Origin of the sequence: Streptomyces sp. NPDC051214, from assembly GCF_040682375.1 — a bacterium.
Lineage (GTDB): Bacteria > Actinomycetota > Actinomycetes > Streptomycetales > Streptomycetaceae > Streptomyces.
Genome location: NZ_JBFBAT010000003.1, coordinates 94,691 through 121,572 on the forward strand (window position 1 = coordinate 94,691; position 26,882 = coordinate 121,572).

Consider the following 26,882-nt stretch of genomic DNA (forward strand, 5'->3'; position numbering starts at 1 on the left):
CGGCCCAGGAAGGTCAGTGCGCGATCGAGTCGATCAGCTCGCGCGCGCCCTGGCGCAGCAGCGTGACCGCCACGGACGTGCCGAGCGTCGCCGGGTCGAGCGGCCCGGCCCACTCGTGGGCGTTGAGGACCGTCTTGCCGTCCGGGGTGAAGACCCGGGCGCGCAGCGAGAGCTCGCCGCCCCGCTCGCAGCGCGCGTACCCGGCGATGGGGGAGTTGCAGTGCCCCTGCAGGACGTGCAGGAACATGCGCTCGGCGGTGGCCTCCCGCCAGGCCTCCGGGTCGCCGAGGCCCGACACGGCGTCGATGGTCCGCGTGTCCTCCTCGCGGCACTGCAGCGCCAGGATGCCCGCGCCGATCGGCGGGCACATCGTCTCCACCGAGAGCACCTCGGTGACCACGTCCATGCGGTCGATGCGCTCGAGGCCCGACACCGCGAGCAGCAGCGCGTCCGCGTCGCCCGCGGCCAGCTTCTCCATCCGGCGACCGGCGTTCCCGCGCATCGGGACGCACTCCAACTCCGGGTGCGAGGCGGCCAGTTGCGCGATGCGACGCACGGACGACGTGCCGATGCGGGTTCCCGCGGGGAGCTCGTCCAGGGTGAGCCCGCCGGGGTGGATGAGCGCGTCACGGATGTCGTCGCGCTTGAGGAACGCGGCGAAGGTCGTGCCCGCCGGAAGCGGCCGGTCCGCCGGTACGTCCTTGACGCAGTGCACCGCGAGGTCCGCCTCGCCCGCGAGCAGCGCCGCGTCGACCTCCTTGGTGAACGCGCCCTTGCCGCCGAGCTTCGCGAGGTCCCCCATCCAGCGGTCCCCGGAGGTCGTGACCGGCACGACCTCCGTGCGGATCCCGGGGTGCAGAGCGGTGAGTTCGGCGCGTACGCGCTCCACCTGGGCCAGCGCCATGGGGGAGGAACGGGAGACGATGCGGATCAGCTCAGGAGCGGACATGCGCACCACGATAGGCGCTTCCCACGGCCACCTGTTAAAGGGCGCCGCACTTGCACCGCGGGTCCGCAGGGCCCGGCCGGCCCGCCCGGTCCTGGCGTGCGGGACGCCCTCAGCCCTCATAGCGTGAGAAGCAGCCGGTCACCGTCCTGCCCCCGCGCGGGTCCCGGCGTCCGTCACCTGGGAGGTTCCATGTCAGCCGCCGACGCTCACCAGCGGTCCCCGATCGTTCTCGAACGCATGGCCCCCACCCATCTGGCCGACGTCCTGGCCCTGGGACGTGAGCTGTACGACACCTCGGTGAAGCCGTACACCTCCTGGTCCCTCTCGGCGATCGCCCGGCATCTGGACGCCGACGCCTCCTCCTGCTGGGTGGCGCTCGACGGGGGTGAGCTCGCCGGGTTCGTCCTCGGCTCGATGGGGTTCGACCAGCGCGCGGACTGGGGGAACCTGGAGTGGATCGCCAGCGCCCCCGCCCATCAGGGCAAGGGCGTCGCCAGCCACCTGGTGCAGGCCTGTTGCGCGACGCTGACCGCCGCCGGAGCCACCGCCGTGGTGACCGACGTCGAGTCGCGCAACACGGCGTCCGCCATGCTGATGCGGCGCAACGGCTTCGAGGAGAGCGTGACCGTCACCCTCTTCGTGCGCGAGGCACCGGACGCCGCGGTCTGACGGACACCGCTGACGGACACCTCCGCCGGCTACCCCGCGCAGTCCTTGCCCGGCTCCAACGGCGGTGCGCTGACGCCCAGATGGGACTTGCAGCGTGGCGTGTTCCCCGCGTCCTCGTGCCAGGAGGCCGGATGCGGGCGGATGAAGACCGCCGCCGTTGCCGCCGCGAGGACGAACAGGCCCGCGCAGCCCACGGCCGCCTTCCCGAACGCCGAGTTCAGCGCGTCCGCGTCCGCGTACGCCGTGCCGGAAAGACCCACCGCCAGCGGCAGCGCGGCGACGACCAGCATCTGGGCCACCCGCGCCGCGGTGTTGTTGACGCCACTGGCCAGGCCCGCGCGCCCCGCGTCGACCGAGGCGAGGACCGTGGCGGTCAGCGGAGCCACGAACAGGCTCATCCCCAGGCCGAGGACCACCACCGCGGGGAGCACTTCCGTGACGTACGCGGCCCCGGGCTCGACGCGCAGCATCAAGAGCGCCCCGGCGGCCGCGGTCAACGGCCCCGCGACCAGCGGCAAGGTGGGCCCGACCCGCCGCGCCAGGTCACCCGCGGTCGCCGAGAGCAGCAGCATCAGGACCGTGATCGGCAGCGTCGCCGTGCCCGCCTGCAACGCGTCGTAGCCCAGCGTCGTCTGCAACTGCACCGGCAGCATGAACAAGAGCCCGCCGATGGCCGCGTACAGACACAGCGTCATGACGTTGGCCGCGCTGAACAGGCGGGAGCGGAAGAGGGAGAGCGGCAGCATCGGATTGCGGCGGCGGTGCTCGACGACGACGAAGGCGACACCCGCCGCGAGCCCGCCGAGCCCCGGCAGGAGCGCCGCCGTCGAGGAGTCTCCCGCGGCGCCGATCAGCGCGAAGCTGATGCCCGCGAGAAACAGGGCCGCCAGGCACGCCCCCGTCACGTCGAACGGCTTCTCCGCGGCGCCCTCGGCCCGGCTCTCCGGCACGTGCCGGACCGCGAAGAGGACGAGCGCCGCCAGCGGCACATTGATCAGGAAGATCCACCGCCAGCCGGGCCCGTCGATCAGCCAGCCGCCCAGGAACGGCCCGACCGCGCCCGCCACCCCGCCGAGCCCCGACCAGGCGCCCACCGCGCGTGCCTGGTCCTTCGGCCGGAACGACGTACGCACCAGGGCGAGCGAGCCCGGAGTGAGGAGCGCGCCGCCGATGCCCTGCAACGCCCGCGCCGCGACGAGCATCCCCCCGTTCTGCGCGAGCCCGCACAGGGCCGATGCGACGGCGAACCACACGACGCCGATGACCAGGGTGCGCCGCCGCCCGATCCGGTCGCCGAGCGCCCCGCCGAGCAGCAGCAGCGCGGAGAGCGTGAGCATGTAGGCGTTGACCACCCACTGCAGGGACGCGAGCGATGTGTCCAGGTCCCGGCCGAGGGTGGGCAGGGCGACGTTGACCACCGTGCCGTCCAGCATCGCCATGCCCGACGCGAGGACGGCACAGGCGAGCACCCAGCGGCCCCGCGCCGAGGCCAGCGCGACACCTGCGTCGGGGTCTTCCGTCGCTGAAGCCTCGGATGCGGTTGCCATCGCCCTCCGTCCGTCCTGCCTACATGTGCACCGCGCCGCCGCCTGCGTCCGAGTGGACCGGAGCTCCCCTGCGGTACAGCACGACCGTAACGATCAGCCCGACCGCGAAGAAGACCGCCGACCATGTGTACGCGGTCGAGTAACTCTCCATCGCGGACTGGGCCTTCACCTGGGGCGTCGGATCCTTGCCCACGAGGTAGTTGGCCGCGGCGCTCGTGGCCAGGGAGTTGAGCAGGGCCGTGCCGATCGAACCGCCCACCTGCTGGCTGGTGTTGACCATCGCCGACGCCACTCCCGCGTCGTGCGCGGCGACGCCCGCGGTGGCCATGCTCATCGCCGGGGCGAAGACCAGGCCGAGACCGAGACCGGCGACGAGCAGCGGCGGCAGGACGTGCGCCGCGTACCCGCTGTGCACGTCGAGTGCGGTGAGCCAGGCCATCGCGGCGGCCGCGAGGCCCATGCCGAGCGGCACGATCGGCTTCGCGCCGAAGCGCGGCACGAGCACGTTGGTCGTGACGACGGAGATCACCACCATCACGGCGACCATCGGCAGGAACGCGAGCCCCGTCTTGACCGGCGTGTAGCCGAGGATCTGCTGGAGGTAGTACGTCAGGAACAGGAAGACACCGAACATGCCGGCGCCGGAGATGAACATCGCGAGGAACGACGCCCCGCGGTCCCGGTCGAGCACCACCCGCAGCGGGAGCAGCGGGTGCGCGGCCCGCGTCTGCCACCAGGCGAAGGCCGCCACGAGGACGGCGCCGACCACGAGGAAGCCCCAGGTGTCCACGTCGCTCCAGGCGTGCGTCTCGGCGTTGGAGAAGCCGTAGACGATGCAGAAGAGGCCCGCGGAGACCAGCAGGGTGCCGGGGACGTCCAGCTTCGGCCGGTCGGCGGGCCTGCCGCCGTGCAGCAGCCGGGCGCCGCCCAGCATGGCGAGGACGGCGAAGATCAGGTTCACGTACAGGCACCAGCGCCAGTCCAGGTACTCGGTCAGGACGCCGCCGAGGAGCAGACCGACCGCGCCGCCCGCGCCCGCGATGGCGCCGTAGATGCCGAACGCCTTGGCGCGTTCCTTGGGGTCGGTGAACGTCGTGGTGAGCAGGGACAGCGCGGCGGGCGCCAGGAGCGCTCCGAACACGCCCTGCAGGGCGCGGGCCACCACCAGCATGGTGAAGCTGGACGCCGCGCCGCCGAGGGCCGAAGCGAGCGCGAATCCGCCGAGACCGGCGAGGAAGACCACCTTGCGGCCCACCAGGTCGGCGATGCGTCCGCCGAGGAGCAGCAGGCTGCCGAAGGCGAGCGCGTACGCGGTGACGATCCACTGGCGGTTGCCGTCGCTGAACCCGAGGTCCTGCTGGGCCGAGGGCAGCGCGATGTTCACGATCGTCGCGTCGAGGACCACCATGAGCTGGGCGATGCCGACGATGCCGAGGATGAGCCAGCGGTGCTCGTGGCTTCCGCCGCTGGGATGTGGGGGAGCGGAGGCGCTTGATCCTGCGGTCTGCCCCGTTTGGAAGGGCTCGGGCGCGGGCGAGCGGTTCATGGTGCCTCCAGACGTCCCCCGCCTCTCAAGACATCCCCGTCACACCGTAGACGCGCTGCTCAGAGCCCGCGACCGGGGCGTTGTGGGGCCCCGGTCGCGGAGCCGTCGAGGAGCGAGGAGGGGGCGGTCAGCTCTGCGGCTGGCTGATGTTGACCATCCAGGGGATGCCGAAGCGGTCCGTGCACATGCCGAACACGTCGCCCCACATCTGCTTCTCCAACGGCACGGCGACCGAGCCGCCGGCGGACAACTTCTCCCAGTAGCCGCGCAGCTCGGCCTCGTCGTCGCCGCTGAGGCTCACCGAGAAGTTGTTGCCCGGGGTGTGGTCCATGCCGGGAGGCGTGTCGGCGCCCATCAGGGTGAAGCCGTTGGGTGCCTCCAGCATGCCGTGCATGATCTTGTCGGCGGACGGGGTGTCCTGCTGGCCGGCTTCACCGAAGGTGTTGAGCGCGAGCTCGCCGCCGAAGACCTCCTTGTAGAACTCCAGGGCCTGGCGGGCGTCGCCACCGAAGCTCAGATACGGGTTGAGTCGCGAGACCATGAAAACCTCCCGGAACGGGGTGGAACGGTCAGTAGCGCGGAGACTAGCGCGGGCCACTGACAACGGCTCGGCGAGCGAGGGGCGCGTGGCCGGGCGCCGGGCACGCGGGGACGCGACGGGCATGCGACACGTCGTCCCCTGATGGACGGAAAGTCCGCTGCATGTAGCGTGCAGCCATTTGTCGCACCCGGTTATTCAATCTTCATCAAATACGGTCCGGCATCCGGACGGACCCCTTGTGTGCGGACTGTATGCGAAATACGTTCTGCCGTATTCCTTGATCGTCCACGATCAGCCCGGAACCACCCTGGCGGAGGTACCTACCCGTGCGCCGAAAAGCGGTTGCCCTCACGGCAGTTGCCCTGGTGATGTCCCTGACGGCGGGCTGCGGCTCCCTGCAGTCCTCGGCCACCGAGGTCGGCGGTGAGCGCATGACCGACGACCGCCCCGTGCGGGCCGGCGGCACCCTCACCGTCGCCCTCAACGCCGACCCGGACAAGCTCGACCCGACCCTCGCGCAGACCCTCGTGGGCCGCACCGTCTTCGCCGGGATGTGCGAGAAGCTCTACGACATCGACGAGCACGGGACCGTGATCCCGCAGCTGGCCAAAGCCCTGCCCAAGACGTCGAAGGACGGCCGCACCGTCACCTTCGCCCTGCGCGAGGGCCTCAGGTTCAGCGACGGGAGCAAGCTGGACGCGGACGCCGCCGTCACCTCACTGCTGCGCCACCGCGACCTCGCCGGCTCCGCGCGCGCCACCGAACTCGCCCCGCTCGCCGGGGCGAAGGCGACAGGCCCGTACACCGTGCGGCTCATGCTCAAGCAGGCCTACGTGCCGCTCACGGCCGTCCTCGCCGACCGCTCCGGCATGGTGATGTCGCCCGCTGCGCTCAAGAAGTACGGCAAGAACTTCACCAACCACCCTTCCTGCGTGGGCCCGTTCAAGTACGTGGAGCGGGTCGGCGGCGACCGCATCGTGCTCGCCAAGGACCCGAACTACTACGCGGCCGACCAGGTCCACCTCGACAAGGTGATCTACAAGCCGATACCCGACGGCAACGTACGCCTGGCCAACCTGCGCTCCGGAGACATCCAGGTGGGCGACCAGATGACACCCGTCGACGTACGCAGCGCGCTCACCGAGCCCGACCTCCAGCTCTTCAACTCGCCCTCGCTCGGCTATCAGGGCATCGGCTTCAACGTCGGAAACGTCAAGGGCCTGGGCGAGAAGCCCGGCCGCATCGACACACCCCTGGCGCGTGAGCCACGAGTACGAGAGGCCTTCGAGCTCGCCATCGACCGCGACCTCATCAACAAGGTCGTCTTCCAGGGCATGTACGAGCCCGCCTGCGGCCCCGTCTCGCCCAAGTCCGCCATCGCCCCCGGCGTCAAGGCGACGGCCTGCCCCAAGCGAAACGTCGCCAAAGCCAAGCGGCTCCTGAAGGAGGCCGGGGTGAAGACACCGGTCCGCATCGAGCTGAAGGTCTCCACCACGCCCGAATCCAGCCGCCTCGGACAGGTCGTCCAGGCCATGACCAAGGAGGCGGGGTTCGCGGTCACGCTGCGCCCCACCGAGTACGCCACGATGCTCGAGGAAACCGACTCCGGGCGCTACGACGCCTTCACCAGCGGCTGGTCGGGGCGGCTCGACCCGGACGGCAACATCGCCAGCTTCCTCCAGACACGCGGCGCGATGAACGCCTACGGGCTCTCGGACCCGGACATCGACCGCCTTGTCGAGCGCGGCCGCGCCGAGGCCGACCCGGAGGAACGCACCAAGATCTACGGGGAGTTGACCCGGCGCGCCCAGGAGCGACGCGGGCTCATCTACCTCTACCGCCAGAAGAACTACATCGTCGCCGGCAAGGACGTCGCCGGCGTGCGCGTCTACGGAGACGGTCTGGTCCGCCTCTCGACTGCGGGGTACACCCGATGAGCCTGAGCCCCATGACGTCCTATCTGCTCACCCGCGTCCGCCAGTCCCTCATCACGCTCGTCCTCGTCAGCATGGTCGTCTTCGCCGGCATCCGCGCCCTGCCGGGCGACCCGGCGCTCGCGCTCGCCGGTGAGGAGCGCAGCCCCGAGGCGCTCGCCGCCATCCGCGAGAGCTACGGCCTGAACGACAACATCGTCGTGCAGTACGGGCGGTTCATCGGCCATGCCGTCACCGGCGACCTGGGGACCTCCTCACGCACCGGCCTCCCCGTCTCCGAGGCGATCGCCGCCGCCCTGCCCATCACCCTCGAACTGGCCGCGCTGTCCCTGCTGCTTGCGGTCACGGTCGGCATCGGTGCGGGCATCGTCGCCGCCGTGCGGCGCGGAAAGCCGGAGGAGTGGCTCGCCAACGCCCTTGCCCTCCTCGGGCTCTCCGTCCCCACCTTCTGGCTCGGCATGGTCCTGGTCCTTGGCCTCGCCATCGCCGTGCCGGTCTTCTCGGCCTCCGGATACGTGCCCTTCGCCGCCGACCCGCTGGACAACCTGCGCCGCATGGTGCTGCCCGCGATCGTCCTCGGCTCGGGGCTCGCGGCCGTCGTGATGCGCCAGACACGCGCGGCGATGCTCGACTCCCTCTCCGCCGACTACGTCCGCACCGCGCGGGCCAAGGGCCTGTCCCGGCGCGAGGTCATCGGCGGGCACGCCCTGCGCAACTCCCTGGTCACCGTCGTGACCGTGCTCGGCCTCCAACTCGGGCACCTCATCTCGGGAGCCGTCGTCACCGAACAGATCTTCGTCCTGCCCGGCTTCGGCAAGCTCACCATCGACGCCGTCTTCACCCGCGACTACGCGACCCTGCAAGGCGTGGTGCTGTGCACCTCCGCCGCGTACATCCTCATCAACCTGCTGGTCGACGTGGCGTATTCGGTCATCGACCCGCGCATCCGGCTCGGAGGTGCCCGGTGACGACAGCGGTGCTCACACGATGGGGGCGGACACGTTCCGCCACAGCGGGCTCAGGCAGCGGCAAGCTGCGCGCCCTGCGCAGGAACCGGCTCGCCATGACCGGCGGCGTCATCGCCGCCGTGTTCGTCCTCGCGGCGCTCTTCGCGCCGCTGGTCGCGCCGTACGATCCCGCGCGACCCGACTTCGCCAACGCCCTTGCCGCGCCCGGCTGGTCGCACTGGCTCGGCACCGACGACCTCGGCCGCGACCAGCTGTCCCGGGTCGTGTACGGGGCGCGGGCCTCCATGCAGGTGGGCGTGGTCGCGGTGGCGCTCGCGTTCGCCGTCGGGGTGCCGCTGGGCCTGCTCGCCGGCTACTACGGCAAGCTCACCGACAGCGTGGTCTCGCGGCTCACCGACACGATGCTGGCCTTCCCCTTCCTGGTGCTCGCCGTCGGGCTCGCCGCCGTGCTCGGCCCCTCGCTGACCAACGCGACCATCGCGATCGGGATCTCGCAGATCCCGGCCGTCATCCGCATCACCCGCGCGGAGACCTTGCGGCTGCGGCACGTCGACTACGTGGCCGCCGCCGTCGCCAACGGAGGCGGTGACGCCACCGTCCTCTTCCGGCACATCCTGCCCAACGCCACCTCCGCGCTGACCGTCCAGGCGACCGTCGGCATCCCCGCTGCGATCATCGGGGAGGCGCTGCTCAGCTTCCTCGGCCTGGGAGTGCAGCCACCGGAGGCGTCGCTCGGCGTGATGCTCTCCGGCGCCCAGTCCTTCCTCGCGCCCGCGCCGTGGATGGCGGTCTTCCCCGGACTCGCGGTCGTCGCGGCCACCCTGGCGTTCAACCTGCTCGGCGACGGCCTGCGGGACGTCCTGGACCCCCGAGGAGCCACCCGATGAGTCACCCGATCACCGAGCCCGTACTGAGCGTGCGCGACCTGTCGGTCTCCTTCCGCTCCGACACCCGCACCGTGCACGCCGTCGACCACCTCTCGTACGACGTCGCGCCGGGCGAGGTGCTCGCGGTGGTCGGCGAGTCGGGCTGCGGCAAGTCCGTTACGGCGATGGCCGTGATGGGACTCCTGCCGCCCACCGCGCACATCGAAGGGTCGATCAGACTCGGCGGCGCCGAGATCGCCGGAGCGAGCGAGAAGGAGCTCGGGCGGGTCCGCGGCAAGGACATCGCGATGATCTTCCAGGAGCCGATGACCTCGCTCAATCCGGTCCTGACCATCGGCCGGCAGATAGGCGAGGTGCTCCGCCGCCACCAGGGCCTGTCGAAGAAGGAGGCACGCGCGCGTGCCGTCGACCTCCTCGACCTGGTGGGCATCCCCGCGCCCGCCCAGCGCGTCGAGGAGTATCCGCACCAGCTCAGCGGCGGCATGCGGCAGCGCGTCATGATCGCGATCGCCGTCGCCTGCGATCCGTCCGTCCTGATCGCCGACGAGCCGACCACCGCGCTCGACGTCACCGTCCAGGCGGGCATCCTCGAGGTCCTGCAGTCCCTGCGGGAACGGCTCGGCACCGCGATCGTGCTGATCACCCATGACCTGGGTGTGGTGGCCGACACCGCCGACCGCGTCCTGGTCATGTACGCGGGCCGCCCCGTCGAACAGGCCCCGGTGCACGAACTGTTCGCCGAGCCCCGCCACCCGTACACCCGCGGCCTCCTCGGCGCGGTCCTTCGCCCGGGCGGCGAGGGCAAGCGGCGGCTGCCCGAGATCCCCGGCCTCGTGCCGAGCCTCGACGCGCAGCCGGACGCCTGCACCTTCGCCCCGCGCTGCGCGCACGCCGACGACCGGTGCACGACGGGCAGGCCCGGCTTCAAGGCGGTCTCCCGCACCGCCGGTGCCGATGCCGCACACCGCGCGGCCTGCTGGCACCCGCAGGACGCCGCCGTTCTCACGCCCACCATTCAGGAGGCCGGACAGTGACCCTCACGCAGCCACGCACAGGCGAGACGGTGGCCCCGGTGCTCGAACTGGTCGACCTGGAGCGGCACTTCGCCTCGCCCGGCGGTTTCGTGCGCGCCGCCGACGGCGTCACCCTCACTGTCGGCAAGGGCGAAGTCGTCGGGCTCGTCGGTGAGTCGGGGAGCGGCAAGTCGACCGTGGGGCGCTGTGCCGTACGGCTCGACGAACCCACCGGCGGCACGGTCCGCATCAACGGCACGGATGTGACCCGCCTTTCCCGTCGCGCTCTGCGGCCCCTGCGGAAAGACTTCCACCTCGTCTTCCAGGACCCCTCCTCCTCGCTCGACCCGCGCATGACCGTCGGGCAGATCATCGCCGAGCCCCTGCGCCTGCACGGCATCGCCAAGAAGGAGGCGGCACGCGCGCGCGTGGCCGAACTCCTCGGCCAGGTAGGCCTGCGCCCCGAGCACGCCGACCGGCACCCGCACGAACTGTCCGGCGGACAGCGCCAGCGCATCTCCATCGCCCGCGCGCTCTCCGTCGACCCGGACCTCCTGGTGGCCGACGAACCCACCTCGGCTCTCGACGTCTCCGTGCAGGCCTCGGTCCTCAACCTCCTCGCCGACCTGCAGCGGGACCGCGGCTTCGGATGTCTGTTCATCACGCACGACCTGGCCGCCGTGGAGTTCCTCGCCGACCGCATCGCTGTCATGTACCTCGGCCAGATCGTCGAACAGGCGCCGACCGCCGAGCTGTTCGCCGACCCCAAGCACCCCTACACGCAGGCGCTCCTGTCCGCCGCGCCCGTGCCCGACCCGGTCCTCCAGCGCACCCGCGAGCGCATCGTCCTCAGCGGTGAACTGCCGAGCCCGCTCGCCCCGCCCCCGGGCTGCCGCTTCCACACACGCTGCCCGCTGGCCGTCGAGCGCTGCCGCACCGAGGTACCCGGGCTGCGCGACCTTCCCGGCGAGGGAGGGCGCCAGGTCTCCTGCCACCTGGTCGCGGACGACGGCACCGCTCCGGACGCGGCAGCCGCCCCGGCCCTCCGTACGATCCCCAGTACCCGCACCGCACGCTAGGAGCAGCACTCTTGTTCACCACTAGGCCGACCCTCCAAGGCACCTTCGGCATGGTGTCCTCCACCCACTGGCTCGCCTCGCAGTCCGCGATGGCCGTCCTGGAGGACGGCGGCAACGCCTACGACGCGGCGGTCGCCGCCGGTTTCGTCCTGCACGTCGTCGAGCCGCACCTCAACGGCCCGGCGGGCGAGGTGCCGATCATCCTGGCCCCCGCCGACGGTGAGGTGCGGGTCCTGTGCGGGCAGGGCGTCGCGCCCGCCGGGGCGAGCGTGGTCCACTACCGCTCGCTCGGCCTCGACCTGGTGCCGGGCACGGGTCCGCTCGCGGCCGCGGTGCCGGGCGCCTTCGACGCGTGGATGGTGCTCCTGCGCGACCACGGGACGAAGTCTTTGGCCGACGTCCTCAAGTACGCCATCGGGTACGCCGAGGACGGCCACGCACCCGTGGAGCGCGTCGGCGAGACCGTCGAGACGGTGCGCGAACTCTTCGAGAACGAATGGCCCTCGTCGGCCGAGATCTACCTGCCCGGCGGCCGCTCCCCGCAGCCCGGCGAGCTCCTGCGCAACCCCGCGCTCGCCGCGACCTGGCGCCGTGTGATCGAGGAGGCCGGGACCGGCACGCGCGTCGAACAGATCGAGGCCGCGCGCAAGATCTGGAGCGAGGGGTTCATAGCCGAGGCGCTGATACGGCAGTCCGGCCGCCCCACGCTGGACACCAGCGGATCCCGGCACACCGGAACGCTCACGGCAGCGGACCTCGCCGGATGGGAGGCCACCTACGAGGCCCCGGCGACGTACGACTGGAACGGCTGGACGCTGTGCAAGGCGGGCGGCTGGAGCCAGGGCCCGGCCTTCCTCCAGCAGCTCGCCGTGCTCCCCTCCGCTCGCGCGGACCTGCCCGCCTACGGCTCGGCCGACTACGTCCACCTGCTGATCGAGGGCTGCAAGCTGGCCATGGCCGACCGCGAGGCCTGGTACGGCGACGCGGACGGGGCGGGCACGGTGCCTGTCGCCGACCTGCTGTCCGAGGAGTACAACGAGGAGCGGCGCACGCTCATCGGCGAGAAAGCATCGCACGACCTGCGCCCCGGAAGCCCCGGCGGGCGCCCGGCGAAGATCTCCGCCCACGCGAGCGCGGTGGCCGCGGGCGAGCCCGGCTTCGACGCGCTCGGCCTGCCCGGAGCGGGCGCCGGTGAGCCGACCGTCGCCAAGAGCGGCACCTCACCCGTGCCCGGCGAACCGGCCGTCTCGGCGGACGGCGCCACCCGCGGCGACACCTGCCACCTGGACATCGTGGACCGCTGGGGCAACATGGTCGCGGCCACGCCCAGCGGCGGCTGGCTGCAGTCCAACCCGGTCGTCCCGGAGCTGGGCTTCCCGCTCGGCACCCGGCTGCAGATGGCCTGGCTGGAGGAGGGCCTGCCCAACTCCCTGACGCCCGGCCGCCGCCCGCGCACCACCCTGACACCGTCCCTCGCGCTCAAGGACGGCGTACCGGTGATGGCGTTCGGCACGCCCGGCGGGGACCAGCAGGACCAGTGGCAGCTGCACTTCTTCCTGGCGGTGGCGCTGCGCGACTCCGTCCGCGGCGGCCTCGACCTCCAGGGCGCCATCGACGCCCCCAACTGGCACAACGACAGCTTCCCCGGCTCTTTCTACCCGCGCGGCATGCGTCCGGGCAGCGTGACGGTCGAGTCCCGCATGGACGAGGCGGTCATCGAGGAGCTGCGGCGGCGCGGGCACGACGTGACGGTGGGCGAGCCCTGGTCGGAGGGCCGGCTGTGCGCGGTGGCACGGGACCCACGGACCGGGGTGCTCTCGGCGGCGGCCAACCCGCGGGGGATGCAGGGGTACGCGGTGGGGCGGTAGAAGCCCCGGAAGGGGCGCGGGGAACTGCGCGAGGACGGACCAGGACCCGCGGTCGGCAACGGCGCGAACCCGGCAGACGCAGATCCGAGGAGCCCCGGCCGGGTACGCGGCTCCGCGTACCCGGCCGAAGGCGGGCGTCAGGACCGGCCGCTCGTCTCGTGGCCGTCCAGCGAACCCTCCGTCTTCGTCGACTGCTCCGGCTCCCGCGGGGAGGGCACGGCCACCGCGGCCGTGGCTTCCCCGCGGCGCGAGACGGCGCCGCTCACCAGCGCCGCCACCGGCTGCGCGAAGCGCGCGGTCAGCGGGCCGACGATCACCAGGATCAGGACGTACGCCGTGGCCAGCGGGCCGAGCCGCGGCTCGATGCCCGCGGTGACGGCGAGACCCGCGATGACGATGGAGAACTCGCCGCGCGCCACGAGGGCGCCGCCCGCCCGCCACCGTCCCTTGACGGAGATCTTGGCGCGGCGGGCCGCCCAGTATCCCGTGGCGATCTTCGTGCACGCCGTCACGACGGCGAGCAGGAGCGCGGGGAGCAGCACCGGCGGGATGCTCGCCGGGTCGGTGTGCAGGCCGAAGAAGACGAAGAAGACGGCGGCGAACAAGTCCCGCAGGGGCGCGAGGAGGCTGTGCGCGCCCTCGGCGACCTCGCCGGACAGCGCGATGCCGACCAGGAAGGCGCCCACGGCCGCGGAGACCTGGAGCTGCTGCGCGATCCCGGCGACCAGGATCGTCAGGCCGAGGACGACCAGGAGCAGCTTCTCGGGGTCGTCGCTCGACACGAAGCGCGAGATGACGCGGCCGTAGCGCACGGCGAGGAACAGCACCAGACCGGCCGCTCCGAGCGCGATGCCCAGGGTGAGACTGCCCGCGGCCCAGCCGACACCGGCCAACAGGGCGGTGATGATGGGCAGATACACCGCCATCGCCAGGTCTTCGAGGACCAGGATGCTGAGGATGACGGGAGTCTCGCGGTTGCCCAGGCGGCCCAGGTCGTTCAGGACCTTGGCGATGACGCCGGACGAGGAGATCCACGTGACGCCCGCGAGCACGACGGCGGCCACCGGACCCCAGCCCATCAGGAGCGCGGCGATCGCGCCCGGCACGGCGTTGAGCCCCATGTCGACGAGACCGGCCGGGTACTGGGTCTTGAGGTTGCTGACCAGGTCGCTCGCGGTGTATTCGAGCCCCAGCATGAGCAGCAGCAGGATGACGCCGATCTCGGCGCCGATCGCGACGAACTCCTCGCTGGCGCCCAACGGAAGAAGGCCGCCCTCGCCGAACGCGAGCCCGGCGAGGAGATAGAGGGGGATCGGGGAGAAGCGGAACCGTCCGGCGAATCGGCCGAGCAGCCCGAGCGCGAGAATGATCGCGCCGAATTCGATCAGGAAGACAGCGGAGTGCATCGAATCACTCCCGCCCGAGTATCGCGGCGGCGCTCTCCACACCCTCGCGGGTGCCGATCACGATGAGCGTGTCCCCGCCCGCGAGACGGAAGTCGGGCGCGGGCGACGGGATGGCCTCGGCCCTGCGCAGCACCGCCACGATGGACGCGCCGGTCTCGGTGCGCATCTGGGTCTCGCCGAGCACCCGCCCGTTCCAGTGCGAGGAGCCGGCCACCTCGATGCGCTCGGCGACCAGACCGAGGTCGGTGGTGTGCAGGAGGTTGGGGCTGTGGTGCGAGGGCATCAGCGCGTCGATCAGCGCGTCCGCCTCACCCGAGCTCAGCCGCAGCGAGAGCGCGCACTCGTCGGGGTCGTCGGCACGGTACGCGCTGAGCGTTCGCGCGCCGTCCCGGTGCGCGACGACCGAGATCTGGCGATGTTCTCGGGTGGTCAGGTCGTACCGGATGCCGATGCCTGGGAGTGGCGTCTGGCTGAGACGTGAAGCGGACACAGCTCTTCCCCTAGTTGCTGATTGGCTGATGGGCGTCAATACGGCGTTAAGGTCACCCTATAGGCCCGTTCTTTGCCAGAACTTGGTGGTAGAGGTCCCGCTCCGGGTCTATGGCTGACGTTCCGCCAGTACCGTCTCGACGGAATCGGCCTCCGCGGGCGTCTTGTCCTCGCGGTAGCGGACGACGCGGGCGAAGCGGAGTGTGACGCCGGCCGGGTAGCGGGTGGACTTCTGCAGCCCGTCGTAGGCGATCTCGACGACGAGCTCCGGGCGTACGGTCACGACGAAGCCATCGTCGCCGACCGCGAGCTCACGCAGCCGCTCGGTCTGCCAGGCGAGCATCACGTCGGTCATGCCCTTGAAGGTCTTCCCGAGCATGGCGAACGTCCCGTCGTCGCGCCGGGCGCCCAGATGCAGGTTGGACAGCTTGCCGGTCCGCCGGCCGTGCCCCCACTCGGCGGCGAGCACGACGAGGTCCAGGGTGTGCACCGGCTTGACCTTCAGCCAGCTCGCACCGCGGCGCCCGGCGATGTACGGGGCATCGAGCGCCTTGAGCACGACGCCTTCGTGACCGCGGCGCAGCGTGTCGGCGAAGAACTCCTCGGCGGCGCCGATCTCCGCCGCGTCGGCGGGGTCGGCGACGACCGCGCGACGCACCCGCATCGGCTCCGGGACGAGCCGCGCCAGATGGGTGTGCCGTTCGGCGAACGGCAGGTCGAGCAGATCCTGCCCTCCCGCGTACAGGACGTCGAAGAAGACGGGGGACACGGGCAGCCCCGCGGCGGCGGTGGTGACGTCGATACGGGACCCGACGCGTCCGGCGATCTCCTGGAAGGGGCGGGGCCTGCCGTCACCGTCGAGCGCGATGACCTCGCCGTCGAGGATGAAGGGGTCGCCCTCCAGTTCCAGCGCGGCGGCGGTGAGTTCGGGCAGCCGGTCGGTGATGTCGTCGAGGGTGCGGGTGTAGACGCGTACGTCGTCCCCGTCCCGGTGGACCTGGACGCGGATGCCGTCCAGCTTCTCCTCGACGGCACATGGCCCGCCCAGCTTGCCGACGCCTTCGGTGACGGAGACGGCGCCGTGCGCGAGCATCGGCAGTACGGGTTGCCCGACGCTGAGCCGGAACTCCTCCACCGCGCCGGGCCCTCTCGCGAGCAGGGCCTCGGCGACGGGAGTCACCGCCCCCGCCAGCATCACCGCGCGGCGCACGGCGGCGGGCGGTGCCTCGGTGGCACGGGCGAGCCCCTCCACGGCGATGGCGTCCAGCGCGCCCTGCCGTACCTCGCCGGTCAGCAGCCCGACGAGGAACCGCTGCTCCTCCGCCGTCGCCGCGCCCATCAGTTCCGCCACCAGCCGCTTGCGCTCGGCCTGGGAGCCCTGACCGGAGACGGCGCCGATGGCGGTCAGGGCCTGGTCCGTGGCCTGCACGGTGAGGCTGGGCTCGACGGCCGCCGCGGGCGCCTCTTTCAGGAGACTCCACCCGATGCCCAGCCTCCCCTGGGGCAGCCGGCCCGCGAGGTAGGGGATGACGATGGGGGCGTCGGCGGGCGTGGCCGAACGGAAGAGATCGGCGAGCAGCGCGATCTTCTGGGACCGGGCGGGGGTGGTGGCCACGGTGGCGGATACGTGTGCGAGGCGGGCTAGGAGCATGCGTTCTCCTTTCCCCGGTCGCCGCCCTCCCTGAAACGCGGGTGCACCAGCCCGCCGACGTGGCAGCACGAACAGGTCGCATCGCACGGGAGTGGCACAGGTCACACATCTCGGCCCGTGTGTCGCGTAATGAAACACCGCTCACCGGACTCGAACAGACACGGAAGAAAGCAGTGCGAGCAGCGGCAGCTGCGCCAGAACAGGAGTCCGATCATGGCCGTCACCCTCGAGCAGCCCGCCCGCGCCCGCCTGATCACTCGCGAAGGCCGCGAGCGCGCGCTGCCCGTGACGCTGCGCTATGTGGCTGCCGACCCGCTGGCCGTGCAGATCGTCTTCCCTCCGGAGGCCTCCCTCGACGGCGCGGAAGTCACGTGGATCTTCGCCAGGCAGCTCCTGGAGGAGGGGCTCCGGGCACCCGCCGGCGGTGGTGACGTGCACATCTGGCCGTGCGGGCGGGCGCGCACGGTCCTCGAGTTCCACGCGCCGCAAGGTCTGGCCCTGGTGCAGTTCGACCGGGCCGTGCTGGGGCGGTTCCTGCTCCGTACGTATGCCGTCGTGGGGGCGGGGAGTGAAGCCGCGGGGCTCGGCCTCGACCAGGATCTCGCCCGGTTGCTGGGCGGGGTCTGAGCGGAGGCCCTCGGCTACGGGCCCTCGGAGAAGCGGCGGGCGCGCGCCGTTCGCCGCCGCCGGACCCCCAGCGTCGTACCCACCACCAGGGCGGCCGAGGCCGCGGCGAAGAAGAGCATCGTGGTCCACGCCGGCCCGTCCGAGCCGATCGTGTGGGCGGCCGGTTCGGCTGCGTGTGCGGGACCCTGCGCCGTGCCCCGCTTCTCGCTCTCGGACATCAGCGAACCCACCGGCCGCACATGCCCCGCCGCCTTGAACCCCCAGTCGAGGAGCGCCCTGGTCTCCTCGTACACGCGGTACCCGCCGCTCTCCTGCGGATTCATCACCGACACGACGAGGGTGCGGTCGCCGCGCTGCGCCGCGCTGATGAGGGTGTTGCCCGCGTGGCTGGTGTAGCCGTTCTTGATGCCGAGCAGGCCGGGGTAGCGGGTCACGCCGTCGGCCCCGGTGAGCAGCCGGTTGGTGTTCTGGATGGGGTAGGACCAGTTGCCGTGCGGGAACTTGGCGAACGACGTCGAGCAGTACTGGGCGAACTGCGGGTCCGCGAGCCCCGCCCGGCCGAAGACCGCCAGGTCGTACGCCGAGGAGACCTGACCCGCCGCGTCGTATCCGTCGGGCGAGACCACGTGGGTGTCGTGGGCGCCCAAGGCGCTTGCCTTGGCGCGCATCTGACGGACGGTCTGCTGCCAGCCGCCGTTGAGCTTGGCCAGCACGTGCACGGCGTCGTTGCCGGAGCTGAGGAACACCCCGCGCCACAGGTCGGCGACGGTGTAGCTGCGCCCCGCCTCGACCCCCACCAGGCTGCTGCCGTCCCCGACCTCGGAGAGCTCGCTCTCGGTGACCCGGTGCCGGGCGACGGCGTCCAGGTGGGGCAGGGCCGTCAGGGCGAAGAGCGACTTCAGGGTGGACGCGGGCGGCAGTTGACGGTGCGCGTTGTGGGCGGCGAGCACTTCGCCCGAACGGGCGTCGGCCACCAGCCAGGAGAGTGCGGAGACGTCGCTCGGCACGGCAGGGGCCCCGGCGTCGGGCCGCACCTGGACACCGGGCCGGTCCAGGAGGTTCGAGGAGTACACGGGGCCCGGCTTGGGCGGCGTGGGCTCTTCGGCGGCCGCGGTGGCGGGTGTGGACAGGAGGACCAGGGCGGCTGCCGCGAGGGCCGCGGTGCGGACGGATGAGGAGCGCGGGAGGTACCTGATGACCATTCAGTCACCGTACGAGCGCGGTCGGAAGCCCGCAGGTCAGCTTGGTCCTACTGGATGTACGGGGTGGTCGGGGGCGGGGAGGGCAGACGCGCGGCCGGTCAGGGCCTGGTCAAGGGCTCGGCGATGAGGTCGTCCAGCTCGGCCGCGAAGAGCTCGGCCGGGTCGAAGCCCATGCCGCTGAAGTGGCCCGAGAGTTCCAGGGACAGGACTCCGTGCATCCGGGTCCAGAAGGACACGGCCCGGTGCAGCGCGGCGGGCGGCGCGGGGTGCCCCTGGGCCCAGTCCCGGTGGTCCTGCAGATGGCTGCCGAAGGGTGTCGCGGGGCCGTCCGGCAGGAGTTCCGCGCAGGCGTCGAGCAGCGTGGCCATGATCTCGGACGAGATGCCGGTGATGTCGTTGGGTGCGTGATAGCCCGGGACCGGGGTGCCGTAGACGAGGAAGTAGCGCTGGGGGTGCGCGAGGGCCCAGTCGCGCAGGACGTGCGCGAGTCCGGCCAGGCCGGCGCCTTCGGCGGAGGCCGCGTGCACGGTGTCGGCGAGGCTTCGGTAGGCGTCCCGGACGAGTTCGGTGATCAGCTCGTCGCGGCCGGCGAAGTAGCGGTAGAGCGCGGGGCCGCTCATGCCCATCTGCTTGGCGATCGCGTTGAGGGAGAGCGCGGAGGCCCCTGCCGTGGCGATCTGCTCCCACGCGCGTTCCTTGACCTCGGCCCGCACCTGCGTGCGATAGCGCTCGCGCGGAGTGCTCGCCTCGCTCTTCCCCATGGCTGCTCCACTTCCCCTGCGGGCTACAAGCTCAAAATTTAGTTAGAGGTTATCACTCAACCCGTTGACCGCCGGTTCTCTGGTGCGTTATACCTTCTAACGAACAAGTGAGCTTCTAACTCCGAGCCTCTGACGCCGACGTCACCAGGAGATCGCCATGACCGGAACCCGCACCCTCGCCGCCCGCGCCGCACTGCTCGCCGTCCCGCTCACGGTCGCCGGTGTCCTCGGCACGGCGGCCGCCCCCGCCGGAGCCACCCCGCAGCCCGGCCACGGCAAGTCCGTCACCTGCCGCGGCGAGGGCGTCGACCCCGAGGCGCTCGTCCGCCACCGGACCGAGACCGTGATCCACGCGCCGCTGAGCACCATCTGGAAGCTGCAGACCGACGTGGAGCGCTGGCCGTCGTGGCAGACCCCCGTCACGTCGGCGGACCGGCTCGACCACGGCCCCTTGCGCAAGGGCTCGGCGTTCCGGTGGACGACCCCGATACCGCCCAACCCGGCGACCCCCGCCACCGCATTGGACATCACCTCGACCGTCGAGCAGCTCAAGCGCGGCGCGTGCATCCGCTGGACGGGTCCCGCCATCGGCGAGGGACTGCGCATCGACGGCGTGCACGTGTGGACGTTCACCAAGGTCAAGGGCGGCGTTCTCGTCCGCACCGAGGAGACCCACACCGGAGAGCAGGTCGAGGCGAACGTCCCCGCCGCGACCGAGATCCTCGGCCAGGGCCTCGAAGCGTGGCTGAGTGCCCTGAAGACCACGGCGGAGGCACGAGCCGGCCACCACGGCCACTGAACGACGAAGGCGCGGCACACCGGCGATGGCCGGTGTGCCGCGCCCTGTCGGTGCGCGCGTGACGCTACTTCGGCAGGTTCGCCTCGATTGCGGCGACGACCTCGGGGGCGTCCGGCTCGGTCTGCGGCGCGAACCGGGCCACCACCTCGCCGTCCGGGGAGAGGATGAACTTCTCGAAGTTCCAGCGGATGTCGCCGGTGTGGCCCTCGGCGTCCGCCGTGTCCACGAGCTTCTTGTACAGCGCGTGCCGGTTCTCGCCGTTCACGTCGACCTTCTCGGTCATCGGGAACGTCACGCCGTACGTCGCCGAACAGAACTCGGCGATCTCATCGGACGTACCGGGCTCCTGGCCCATGAACTGGTTGCAGGGCACGCCGAGCACCGTGAAGCCACGGCCCGCGTACTTCTCCTGCAGGCGCTCCAGGCCCGCGTACTGCGGGGTGAGCCCGCACTTGGAGGCGACATTGACGACCAGGACGACCTTGCCCAGGTACTGCTCCAGGTCCGCCGGGCCGCCCTGCAGGCTTTCGATCTTTACCGCGTCATAGACAGACATGGTCCGGAGCCTACGCTCCGGCCGGAGCACTCCCGCGGGGAGACCGGCACACGGCGTGCTACGGGCGCGGTTCCGTCCGCTCCGACAGCTCGGCGCGCCACTGGCGCGGCCATTCTCCCGAGGGCGGGGGAGCGCCACCGATGCCGAGGTCACCGCGCGCGCTCTGGTAGAAGTGATCGCGTGCGGCGCTGGCTATCTGATGGGCTCGGGCCCAGTCGGTCGACGCGCTGACGCCCTCCCGCACGAGAAGTTCTATGGTCCACACGGCCTCATGCCATTTCCGGGCCGCCGCGATCGTGGCCGCGTCCCCGACGAGCAGCATCGATTCCCACTCGGCCGCGCGATGGGACTCGGCCTCGGCCAGCTCGGTGAACCCGTGGCTCGGCTCCAGCGGATCGGTCACGTCCGTGTACCCCATGGCCGCACCGATGCGCTGGGCGATCCGCAGCTGCACTTTGAGGGCGTTTCCGTAGCGGATGTACGTCTCGAACCGCTTCTCGTCCCATCGTTCCAGCTTCTGGATCTTCCACTTGCGCCGCTCGGTCAGGCTCTGGGTCGCGTAGGACCCCACGGAGCCCACCACGACACCGATCAGTGCGGGCAGTTGGTCGGCAAGCGACATGGTCCCCCCCTCGTCACTCCGAGGTTATCTCCGTCCGGTTCAGGTGGCCCCGGGCGATCAGTTCGACGGTCGTGGCCAGCGCGAGGGTCTGGATCGCCATGAGGGCGATCAGGACGAACAGTTGCACCGCGCCCGCGAGGGCCGGGGACGCGCCGCCCAGGAGCATGCCGACGAAGGCTCCGGGCAGGGTGACGAGGCCTACCGTGCGGGTCTGGTCGAGGCCGGGGAGCAGGGCGTCCGACGCGGCGGGGCGGATCACCTCGAGGCGGGCGTCCCTCTCGAGCATGCCGAGGGCCAGGCCTGCCTCGAACTCGCCCTTGCGGGAGTGGAGTTCGTCCAGGGAGCGGCGCCCGCCGAGCACCGTCGCGGTCAGCGCGCCGCCGATCAGGATGCCCGTCACGGGGATCATGGCGATGCCCTTCACCGGCAGCAGACCGGCCAGGGTCAGTGCCGCCACCACCGGGACGACCGGGACCGCGACCGGCAGCGCCGCCCACCACCAGGTGCCGTTGGAGGTGACGCGGCGCCCCGCCGTGCGCGCGGCGACGGCGAACATCAGGAGCAGGAAGACGAAGAGCGCCACGACGTGGTGGATCACCCAGCCGATGACCAGGGACACCACGCCCAGCTGCACGGCCGCCCGCACCCCGGCCACCAGGATCTCCCGCGCCCTGCCGTAGGTGCCGTCGGGGGAGAGGCGGAACACGGCGGCGGCCGTGGCGGCGACGAGCAGCAGGACGAGGAGCACCACGCCGAGCGTCACGTTGACCGGCAGCAGGGCCCCAGCAGCGAGATCACGCACCCGCCCACCCTAGGACCCGTCTGGCCGCGCGCCGCGCCGGTGATCGGGACTTGTGGGTCCGGGGTCGTCGCGGGCGGGTCCGGTCTGTGAGGATGCGAGGAGATGCATGTGCTGCCGGGCTAGCAGGTGACGCCGGGAGCGAGACCGGAAGAAAGAAGGGCTGACCTCATGGCGCAGCAGGTACAGGGCGTGATCGCGCGCGCGAAGGGCGAGCCGGTACGGATCGAGACGATCGTCGTGCCGGACCCGGGGCCCGGGGAAGCCGTGGTGCGGGTGCAGGCCTGCGGGGTCTGCCATACCGACCTGCACTACCGCGAGGGCGGCATCAACGACGACTTCCCCTTCCTGCTCGGCCACGAGGCGGCGGGCGTCGTGGAGTCGGTCGGCGACGGCGTCACGGAGGTCGCGCCCGGCGACTTCGTGATCCTCAACTGGCGTGCGGTGTGCGGCCAGTGCCGCGCGTGCCTGCGGGGCCGCCCCCAGTACTGCTTCGACACGCACAACGCCAAGCAGAAGATGACCCTCCTGGACGGCACCGAGCTGTCGCCCGCGCTCGGCATCGGCGCCTTCGCGGAGAAGACGCTTGTCGCCGCGGGGCAGTGCACCAAGGTCGACCCGGCCGCCTCGCCCGCCGCGGCGGGACTCCTCGGCTGCGGGGTCATGGCCGGCATCGGCGCCGCCATCAACACCGGCAACGTGGGCCGCGGCGACTCGGTCGCCGTCATCGGCTGCGGCGGCGTCGGCAACGCGGCGGTCGTGGGCGCACGGCTCGCCGGAGCCGCGAAGATCATCGCCGTCGACATCGACGACAAGAAGCTCGAGACCGCGAAGAGCCTCGGCGCCACGCACACCGTCAACTCCCGCTCGGCGGACCCCGTCGAGGCGGTCCGTGAGCTGACCGACGGCAACGGAGCCGACGTCGTCATCGAGGCGGTCGGCCGCCCGGAGACGTATGAACAGGCCTTCTACGCGCGCGACTTGGCGGGCACGGTCGTCCTGGTCGGCGTGCCGACACCGGACATGCGCATCGACCTGCCCCTGCTCGACGTCTTCGGGCGCGGCGGCGCGCTCAAGTCGAGCTGGTACGGCGACTGCCTGCCCTCACGCGACTTCCCGATGCTCATCGACCTCTACCAGCAGGGGCGCCTCGACCTGGACGCGTTCGTCACGGAGACGATCGCCCTGGCCGACGTCGAGAAGGCGTTCGAGCGCATGCATCACGGGGACGTCCTGCGTTCGGTGGTGGTCTTCTGATGGCCGCGCGCATCGATCACCTGGTCACCTCGGGCACGTTCTCCCTCGACGGGGGCACCTGGGACGTCGACAACAACGTATGGATCGTGGGGGACGACCACGAGGTCGTCGTCATCGACGCGGCGCACGACGCGGACGCCATCGCGGCGGCGGTCGGCGAACGCCGGGTCGTCGCGATCGTGTGCACGCACGCCCACGACGACCACATCGACGCGGCCCCTGCGCTCGCCGCCCGCACCGGCGCGCCGATCCTGCTGCACCCGGCCGACGCGGAGCTGTGGAAGCAGACCCACCCCGACCGCGCCCCTGACGGTGAGCTGTCCGACGGGCAGGAACTCACGGTGGCAGGCGTGGAGTTGAAGGTCCTGCACACCCCGGGCCACTGCCTGGGCGCCGTCAGTCTCCACGCGCCCGCCCTTGCCACGGTCTTCACCGGTGACACGCTCTTCGCGGGCGGCCCCGGAGCGACGGGCCGGTCGTTCAGCGACTTCCCGACGATCGTCGACTCCATCAGGGACCGCCTCCTCACGCTGCCCCCGGAGACGGTGGTGCGGACCGGGCACGGCGACAGCACGACCGTCGGCGCCGAGGCACCGCACCTTCAGGAGTGGATCGCCCGCGGTCACTGACCACGCGACACGCATCTGTTCGGCCCCGCGCGGTGCACCGCGCGGGGCCTTTCGCGTACTGGCCCTGTCCCGCGATCTCCGATAAGTTAGGCAAGGCTTACCTAATGGAGGTTGAAGGATGGGTGTCCGTCACGCCAGCACGACCGTGCCCACTGCAGCGGCACGCGCTCGCTCACTGCTCACCACCGCCTGGTCCTGCGCGGTGACCACGGAGATCGGCAGGGATGAACTCGTCGGCGCGCACAGCGTCACGCCGGAGGGCGTCCTCCTGCTGTCACCGCCCCCGGACAGCGCGCTGGCCACCGCGATGATCTGCGCGCCGCGCGGCGAACCGTCCACGCTGGTCGAGTTCGCCGACGTCGCCCCCGTACCGGTCAGGGACCGGATCCGGGCCCGGCTGTGGCTCTCGGGGTCGCTGGTACCCGACGGGGAGGGCTTCATCTTCGCGCCGACCTGCGCCGTGCTGCACGACGCGGCGGGCGGTCGCGTCGGCATCGACCTCGACGAACTCGCCCTGGCCGCCCCCGACCCGCTGGCCGAGGCGGAGGCGCGGCTGCTCACCCACCTCGCCGACGCACACGAGGACGCCGTCGAGCAGCTGACCAGGCTCGTGTGCGCGGACAGCCTGCACGGCGTCGTACGCGTACGCCCGCTCGCCATCGACCGCTACGCCCTGACGCTGCGCCTGGAGAAGGCCCGCAGCCAGGCGGACGTCCGGCTCGACTTCGACGAGCCCGTCGAAGACCTCGCCCAGGTGACCGAACGCATGCACGTCCTGCTCACCAAAGCCCGCCACCTGCGCCGCCCCCTACTGCGTCCCACGCTCCCCGACGCCTGAATTCGCCGATTTCATGGAGCGCAGCGCGAGCACGAGCACACCGATGTCATCGAGGAACACCGGGTCCGGCAGCAGATCGGCCGGCAGGACGAGATAGGCCACCGCCCCCCAGAACACCCACTGGCGCTCGACCGGCAGCCCCGCGGCGCGCAGAGTGCGCCGCGTGCGGACCATGCGTACGAGCAGCGCAATCGCGACCGCGAGTGTCGCGGCCACCAGAATCGCGCCGCCGACAAGGAGGACCGTGACTTCCGTGCTCATCAGACCCTGACCTCCGTCCTGACACATCCTGCGACGTCCTGTGCGGGCACTCGGCCCAGGCTATGGGTACCCGCGGGGCGCCGCGCGAACATCCCGTGCCGCTTTCGCGTGACGGATCTTCTGCCCCTCCGGCGACGGACCAGGGAGACTGGCTGCACAGCATCACCGCCAGCTCCTCGAACTCCTTCCCGGAAAGGCAGAGATGAGCCAGATGAGCCAGACGCTGCTCACGGCAGGGCGGGTTCTGACAGGGCCGCGCGGCCAGTACGTCACGGACGGCGCCGTGCTGACGGAGGGCGCCGACATCGTCGCCGCGGGCACCCGGGCCGAGGTCGAGCCCCTGGCGCGCGGTGTGTCGCGGCGCTACGCACTGCCCGAGGCCACGGTCCTTCCCGGCCTCATCGACGCCCACGTCCACCTGGTCTTTGACGCGAGCAAGGATCCCGTGGCGGTCCTGGACGCGCACAGCGACACCACCCTCATGGCGGCGATGGAGGAGCGCGCACTGCAGTTCCTGCGCAGCGGCGTCACCACCGTGCGCGATCTGGGTGACCGAGGCCGCCTCACCCTGCGCCTGCGCGAGGAGATCACCGCCTCCCGGGTGCCCGGCCCGCGCATCGTCGCCGCCACGACACCGCTCACCACCAAGGGCGGCCACTGCTGGTTCCTCGGCGGTGAGGTCGAGGGCGAGAGCGAGATGCGTGCCCTGGTCCGGCGCAACGCCGAGCTCGGCGCGGACGTCATCAAGGTCATGGCCACCGGCGGCGGCCTCACCCAGGGCGGCCCCGCGACCTGGCAGGCACAGTTCGACGCTCCCGAGCTGCGCGTGATCGTCCGTGAGGCGCACCGGGCGGGACTGCCCGTCGCCGCCCATGCGCACGGCACCGCGGGGATCGTGGCCGCCGTGATGGCGGGCGTCGACACCATCGAGCACTGCACCTGGATGACGCACAAGGGCCTCGGCCTGCGCGAGGACGTCCTGGACGCCATCGTCGCCAAAGGCATCCGGATCTGCCCGACGATCAGCCCGAACTGGCGGATGCTGCCCATGTTCTTCGGCGCCGAACGGGCCAAGGCGATGTTCGACCAGGTCCGCACGATGGCGGAGCACGGCGCGCGGATCATCGCGGGCACGGACGCCGGGGTCCAGCGCGCGGGCTGCGACGGCCTGGCCCAGAGCCTCGGCTTCTACCAGCACCTGGGGATCGAGCCCCACCGTGTCATCGACATGGCGACCACGGAGGCCGCCGACGCCCTGGGCATCGCCGACCACGTCGGACGCCTGGCCGCGGGCTTTCGCGCCGACCTGATCGCGGTCCACGGCGACCCGCTCGCGGACGTGGCGGCCCTCGGGGATGTACGGCTGATCATGGTGAACGGCAAGATGGTGGACCATGAGTGAAAGAGCGTCACACCCCATACCCCCCGTCCAGGCGCTGATCGTGGTCGACATGCAGACCGCCTTCGTCACGGGCGACACCGCCGTCCCCGAGGCGGCCCGCGTCCTCGACCGGACGACCGACCTGATCACCCGGGCCCGAGCCGCCGGCGCCCTGGTGGTCCAGCTGCAGAACGACGGCGAACCGGGGACCGACGACGAACCGGGCACCCCCGGCTGGGAGATCTACCTTCCGGTGGACACCGACCGGGGCGAGGTGGTCGTCCGCAAGACCGTCGACGACGGCTTCGAGGGGACCGAGCTGCGTGAACTGCTCACCGAGTCCGGTGTGAGTGACCTGGCCATCTGCGGCGTGATGTCCGAGATGTGCGTGTCGGCGACCGCGCGTACGGCCCTCGAGCTGGACTTCCGTGTGGTCATCGCGCACGACGCGCACGCCACGCAGGACATCCCCGCCGCCGAGGGCATCAGCGACCTGATCCCGGCGGCGACGGTGTCCCGGGTCGCCGAATGGGCCCTCGGCGACGAGGTCGAGATCGTCGCGAGGGCCCAGGACGTCGCTTTCACCAATCCGTAGGCCGGGCG

Annotated in this window: 27 protein-coding genes; 14 read left to right on the top strand and 13 right to left on the bottom strand. The window is 71.6% G+C overall.

Translation table 11 applies throughout. The features are described 5' to 3' along the window. Nucleotides 1-13: 13 nt before the first annotated feature. On the bottom strand, nt 14-949 hold the full coding sequence (gene hemC / locus AB0M70_RS08490) for a hydroxymethylbilane synthase (RefSeq protein ID WP_365817767.1): 936 nt from the start codon (nt 947-949) through the stop codon (nt 14-16). A gap of 189 nt (nt 950-1,138) precedes the next feature. Here hemC and AB0M70_RS08495 point away from each other — a divergent pair, with 189 nt between their 5' ends. Next, entirely contained in the window at nt 1,139-1,618 is a 480-nt protein-coding gene (locus AB0M70_RS08495; RefSeq protein ID WP_365817770.1) for a GNAT family N-acetyltransferase, read from the top strand. Between the two features lie 29 nt (nt 1,619-1,647). Here AB0M70_RS08495 and AB0M70_RS08500 read toward each other — a convergent pair whose 3' ends face one another. From AB0M70_RS08500 to AB0M70_RS08510, 3 genes are all read right to left on the bottom strand, one after another. After that, nucleotides 1,648-3,165, bottom strand: a complete 1,518-nt coding sequence (locus tag AB0M70_RS08500; protein ID WP_365817772.1) for an MFS transporter — start codon at nt 3,163-3,165, stop codon at nt 1,648-1,650. Between the two features lie 19 nt (nt 3,166-3,184). Beyond that, nucleotides 3,185-4,711 (bottom strand): MFS transporter, encoded by a 1,527-nt coding sequence (locus tag AB0M70_RS08505; RefSeq protein ID WP_365817774.1) that lies wholly within the window; start codon nt 4,709-4,711, stop codon nt 3,185-3,187. A 127-nt stretch (nt 4,712-4,838) separates the two neighbouring features. Continuing rightward, nucleotides 4,839-5,252: a VOC family protein gene (locus AB0M70_RS08510; RefSeq protein WP_365817776.1), complete on the bottom strand. Its 414-nt coding sequence runs from the start codon at nt 5,250-5,252 to the stop codon at nt 4,839-4,841. 326 nt (nt 5,253-5,578) lie between these two features. Between AB0M70_RS08510 and AB0M70_RS08515 the strand changes: the two genes are divergently transcribed. Genes AB0M70_RS08515 through AB0M70_RS08540 form a run of 6 tightly spaced genes read left to right on the top strand, consistent with a single transcriptional unit; the run spans nt 5,579 to nt 13,001 of the window. After that, nucleotides 5,579-7,189, top strand: coding sequence for an ABC transporter substrate-binding protein (locus tag AB0M70_RS08515; RefSeq protein WP_365817778.1), 1,611 nt, complete (start codon nt 5,579-5,581; stop codon nt 7,187-7,189). Nucleotides 7,190-7,200: 11 nt separating this feature from the next. Then, nucleotides 7,201-8,154: an ABC transporter permease gene (locus tag AB0M70_RS08520; RefSeq protein ID WP_365817780.1), complete on the top strand. Its 954-nt coding sequence runs from the start codon at nt 7,201-7,203 to the stop codon at nt 8,152-8,154. 8 nt (nt 8,155-8,162) lie between these two features. Then, nucleotides 8,163-9,041, top strand: coding sequence for an ABC transporter permease (locus AB0M70_RS08525; RefSeq protein ID WP_365818747.1), 879 nt, complete (start codon nt 8,163-8,165; stop codon nt 9,039-9,041). After that, nucleotides 9,038-10,075, top strand: coding sequence for an ABC transporter ATP-binding protein (locus AB0M70_RS08530; RefSeq protein ID WP_365817782.1), 1,038 nt, complete (start codon nt 9,038-9,040; stop codon nt 10,073-10,075). Before AB0M70_RS08525 ends, AB0M70_RS08530 begins: the two co-directional genes overlap by 4 nt. Next, nucleotides 10,072-11,133: an oligopeptide/dipeptide ABC transporter ATP-binding protein gene (locus AB0M70_RS08535; RefSeq protein WP_365817784.1), complete on the top strand. Its 1,062-nt coding sequence runs from the start codon at nt 10,072-10,074 to the stop codon at nt 11,131-11,133. Before AB0M70_RS08530 ends, AB0M70_RS08535 begins: the two co-directional genes overlap by 4 nt. Nucleotides 11,134-11,144: 11 nt before the next feature. Continuing rightward, complete coding sequence (locus tag AB0M70_RS08540; RefSeq protein ID WP_365817786.1) at nt 11,145-13,001, top strand: gamma-glutamyltransferase; 1,857 nt, start codon at nt 11,145-11,147, stop codon at nt 12,999-13,001. A 137-nt stretch (nt 13,002-13,138) separates the two neighbouring features. On the opposite strand, the gene AB0M70_RS08545 is transcribed toward AB0M70_RS08540, so the two are convergent. The 3 genes from AB0M70_RS08545 to AB0M70_RS08555 form a co-directional block, all read right to left on the bottom strand. After that, nucleotides 13,139-14,407, bottom strand: a complete 1,269-nt coding sequence (locus AB0M70_RS08545; RefSeq protein ID WP_365817788.1) for a cation:proton antiporter — start codon at nt 14,405-14,407, stop codon at nt 13,139-13,141. A 4-nt stretch (nt 14,408-14,411) separates the two neighbouring features. Next, the gene (locus AB0M70_RS08550; RefSeq protein ID WP_365817790.1) at nt 14,412-14,897 is read right to left on the bottom strand and encodes a TrkA C-terminal domain-containing protein; all 486 of its coding nucleotides are present in this window, start codon (nt 14,895-14,897) and stop codon (nt 14,412-14,414) included. Nucleotides 14,898-15,005: 108 nt separating this feature from the next. Continuing rightward, a complete protein-coding gene (locus AB0M70_RS08555; protein WP_365817792.1) occupies nt 15,006-16,547 on the bottom strand; it encodes an ATP-dependent DNA ligase in 1,542 nt (513 codons plus the stop codon). 213 nt (nt 16,548-16,760) lie between these two features. Between AB0M70_RS08555 and AB0M70_RS08560 the strand changes: the two genes are divergently transcribed. Next, a complete protein-coding gene (locus AB0M70_RS08560) occupies nt 16,761-17,174 on the top strand; it encodes an SsgA family sporulation/cell division regulator (protein WP_365817794.1) in 414 nt (137 codons plus the stop codon). A 14-nt stretch (nt 17,175-17,188) separates the two neighbouring features. On the opposite strand, the gene AB0M70_RS08565 is transcribed toward AB0M70_RS08560, so the two are convergent. Together AB0M70_RS08565 and AB0M70_RS08570 are read right to left on the bottom strand one after the other, a co-directional pair. After that, nucleotides 17,189-18,376 carry a serine hydrolase gene (locus AB0M70_RS08565; protein ID WP_365817796.1) on the bottom strand — a complete coding sequence of 396 codons (1,188 nt, stop codon included), beginning with the start codon at nt 18,374-18,376 and terminating at the stop codon, nt 17,189-17,191. A 98-nt stretch (nt 18,377-18,474) separates the two neighbouring features. Beyond that, on the bottom strand, nt 18,475-19,137 hold the full coding sequence (locus AB0M70_RS08570; protein WP_365817798.1) for a TetR/AcrR family transcriptional regulator: 663 nt from the start codon (nt 19,135-19,137) through the stop codon (nt 18,475-18,477). A 157-nt stretch (nt 19,138-19,294) separates the two neighbouring features. On the opposite strand from AB0M70_RS08570, the gene AB0M70_RS08575 reads away from it, so the two are divergent. Further along, nucleotides 19,295-19,936 carry an SRPBCC family protein gene (locus AB0M70_RS08575; RefSeq protein WP_365817800.1) on the top strand — a complete coding sequence of 214 codons (642 nt, stop codon included), beginning with the start codon at nt 19,295-19,297 and terminating at the stop codon, nt 19,934-19,936. Nucleotides 19,937-20,000: 64 nt separating this feature from the next. On the opposite strand, the gene AB0M70_RS08580 is transcribed toward AB0M70_RS08575, so the two are convergent. The 3 genes from AB0M70_RS08580 to AB0M70_RS08590 are packed head-to-tail and all read right to left on the bottom strand — an operon-like array spanning nt 20,001 to nt 21,916. Further along, nucleotides 20,001-20,492 carry a glutathione peroxidase gene (locus AB0M70_RS08580; protein WP_365817802.1) on the bottom strand — a complete coding sequence of 164 codons (492 nt, stop codon included), beginning with the start codon at nt 20,490-20,492 and terminating at the stop codon, nt 20,001-20,003. 58 nt (nt 20,493-20,550) lie between these two features. Next, nucleotides 20,551-21,114: a hypothetical protein gene (locus tag AB0M70_RS08585; protein ID WP_365817804.1), complete on the bottom strand. Its 564-nt coding sequence runs from the start codon at nt 21,112-21,114 to the stop codon at nt 20,551-20,553. 13 nt (nt 21,115-21,127) lie between these two features. Next, complete coding sequence (locus tag AB0M70_RS08590) at nt 21,128-21,916, bottom strand: ABC transporter permease (RefSeq protein WP_365817806.1); 789 nt, start codon at nt 21,914-21,916, stop codon at nt 21,128-21,130. Nucleotides 21,917-22,084: 168 nt separating this feature from the next. Between AB0M70_RS08590 and AB0M70_RS08595 the strand changes: the two genes are divergently transcribed. The 3 genes from AB0M70_RS08595 to AB0M70_RS08605 all read left to right on the top strand — a co-directional run bounded on the left by AB0M70_RS08595 (nt 22,085) and on the right by AB0M70_RS08605 (nt 24,637). Then, entirely contained in the window at nt 22,085-23,170 is a 1,086-nt protein-coding gene (locus AB0M70_RS08595) for an S-(hydroxymethyl)mycothiol dehydrogenase (RefSeq protein WP_365817808.1), read from the top strand. Then, nucleotides 23,170-23,799, top strand: coding sequence for an MBL fold metallo-hydrolase (locus AB0M70_RS08600; protein ID WP_365817810.1), 630 nt, complete (start codon nt 23,170-23,172; stop codon nt 23,797-23,799). The genes AB0M70_RS08595 and AB0M70_RS08600 overlap by 1 nt, the downstream gene beginning before the upstream one ends. Before the next feature lie 118 nt (nt 23,800-23,917). Next, nucleotides 23,918-24,637 (top strand): DUF2470 domain-containing protein, encoded by a 720-nt coding sequence (locus AB0M70_RS08605; RefSeq protein WP_365817812.1) that lies wholly within the window; start codon nt 23,918-23,920, stop codon nt 24,635-24,637. Here the strand turns inward: AB0M70_RS08605 and AB0M70_RS08610 are convergent. Continuing rightward, nucleotides 24,608-24,898, bottom strand: coding sequence for a hypothetical protein (locus tag AB0M70_RS08610; protein ID WP_365817814.1), 291 nt, complete (start codon nt 24,896-24,898; stop codon nt 24,608-24,610). The genes AB0M70_RS08605 and AB0M70_RS08610 overlap by 30 nt on opposite strands. A gap of 211 nt (nt 24,899-25,109) precedes the next feature. Between AB0M70_RS08610 and AB0M70_RS08615 the strand changes: the two genes are divergently transcribed. Both AB0M70_RS08615 and AB0M70_RS08620 read left to right on the top strand, forming a co-directional pair. After that, the gene (locus AB0M70_RS08615; RefSeq protein WP_365817816.1) at nt 25,110-26,300 is read left to right on the top strand and encodes an amidohydrolase family protein; all 1,191 of its coding nucleotides are present in this window, start codon (nt 25,110-25,112) and stop codon (nt 26,298-26,300) included. After that, nucleotides 26,293-26,874, top strand: a complete 582-nt coding sequence (locus AB0M70_RS08620) for an isochorismatase family protein (protein WP_365817818.1) — start codon at nt 26,293-26,295, stop codon at nt 26,872-26,874. Before AB0M70_RS08615 ends, AB0M70_RS08620 begins: the two co-directional genes overlap by 8 nt. The last annotated feature ends 8 nt before the right edge of the window (nt 26,875-26,882 follow it).

Coding starts and splice junctions, on each gene's coding strand:
- hemC (WP_365817767.1), bottom strand. CDS start 949: ATGTCCGCTCCTGAGCTGATCCGCATCGTCTCCCGTTCCTCCCCCATG.
- AB0M70_RS08495 (WP_365817770.1), top strand. CDS start 1,139: ATGTCAGCCGCCGACGCTCACCAGCGGTCCCCGATCGTTCTCGAACGC.
- AB0M70_RS08500 (WP_365817772.1), bottom strand. CDS start 3,165: ATGGCAACCGCATCCGAGGCTTCAGCGACGGAAGACCCCGACGCAGGT.
- AB0M70_RS08505 (WP_365817774.1), bottom strand. CDS start 4,711: ATGAACCGCTCGCCCGCGCCCGAGCCCTTCCAAACGGGGCAGACCGCA.
- AB0M70_RS08510 (WP_365817776.1), bottom strand. CDS start 5,252: ATGGTCTCGCGACTCAACCCGTATCTGAGCTTCGGTGGCGACGCCCGC.
- AB0M70_RS08520 (WP_365817780.1), top strand. CDS start 7,201: ATGACGTCCTATCTGCTCACCCGCGTCCGCCAGTCCCTCATCACGCTC.
- AB0M70_RS08530 (WP_365817782.1), top strand. CDS start 9,038: ATGAGTCACCCGATCACCGAGCCCGTACTGAGCGTGCGCGACCTGTCG.
- AB0M70_RS08545 (WP_365817788.1), bottom strand. CDS start 14,407: ATGCACTCCGCTGTCTTCCTGATCGAATTCGGCGCGATCATTCTCGCG.
- AB0M70_RS08555 (WP_365817792.1), bottom strand. CDS start 16,547: ATGCTCCTAGCCCGCCTCGCACACGTATCCGCCACCGTGGCCACCACC.
- AB0M70_RS08560 (WP_365817794.1), top strand. CDS start 16,761: ATGGCCGTCACCCTCGAGCAGCCCGCCCGCGCCCGCCTGATCACTCGC.
- AB0M70_RS08565 (WP_365817796.1), bottom strand. CDS start 18,376: ATGGTCATCAGGTACCTCCCGCGCTCCTCATCCGTCCGCACCGCGGCC.
- AB0M70_RS08570 (WP_365817798.1), bottom strand. CDS start 19,137: ATGGGGAAGAGCGAGGCGAGCACTCCGCGCGAGCGCTATCGCACGCAG.
- AB0M70_RS08575 (WP_365817800.1), top strand. CDS start 19,295: ATGACCGGAACCCGCACCCTCGCCGCCCGCGCCGCACTGCTCGCCGTC.
- AB0M70_RS08580 (WP_365817802.1), bottom strand. CDS start 20,492: ATGTCTGTCTATGACGCGGTAAAGATCGAAAGCCTGCAGGGCGGCCCG.
- AB0M70_RS08585 (WP_365817804.1), bottom strand. CDS start 21,114: ATGTCGCTTGCCGACCAACTGCCCGCACTGATCGGTGTCGTGGTGGGC.
- AB0M70_RS08595 (WP_365817808.1), top strand. CDS start 22,085: ATGGCGCAGCAGGTACAGGGCGTGATCGCGCGCGCGAAGGGCGAGCCG.
- AB0M70_RS08600 (WP_365817810.1), top strand. CDS start 23,170: ATGGCCGCGCGCATCGATCACCTGGTCACCTCGGGCACGTTCTCCCTC.
- AB0M70_RS08605 (WP_365817812.1), top strand. CDS start 23,918: ATGGGTGTCCGTCACGCCAGCACGACCGTGCCCACTGCAGCGGCACGC.
- AB0M70_RS08610 (WP_365817814.1), bottom strand. CDS start 24,898: ATGAGCACGGAAGTCACGGTCCTCCTTGTCGGCGGCGCGATTCTGGTG.
- AB0M70_RS08615 (WP_365817816.1), top strand. CDS start 25,110: ATGAGCCAGACGCTGCTCACGGCAGGGCGGGTTCTGACAGGGCCGCGC.
- AB0M70_RS08620 (WP_365817818.1), top strand. CDS start 26,293: ATGAGTGAAAGAGCGTCACACCCCATACCCCCCGTCCAGGCGCTGATC.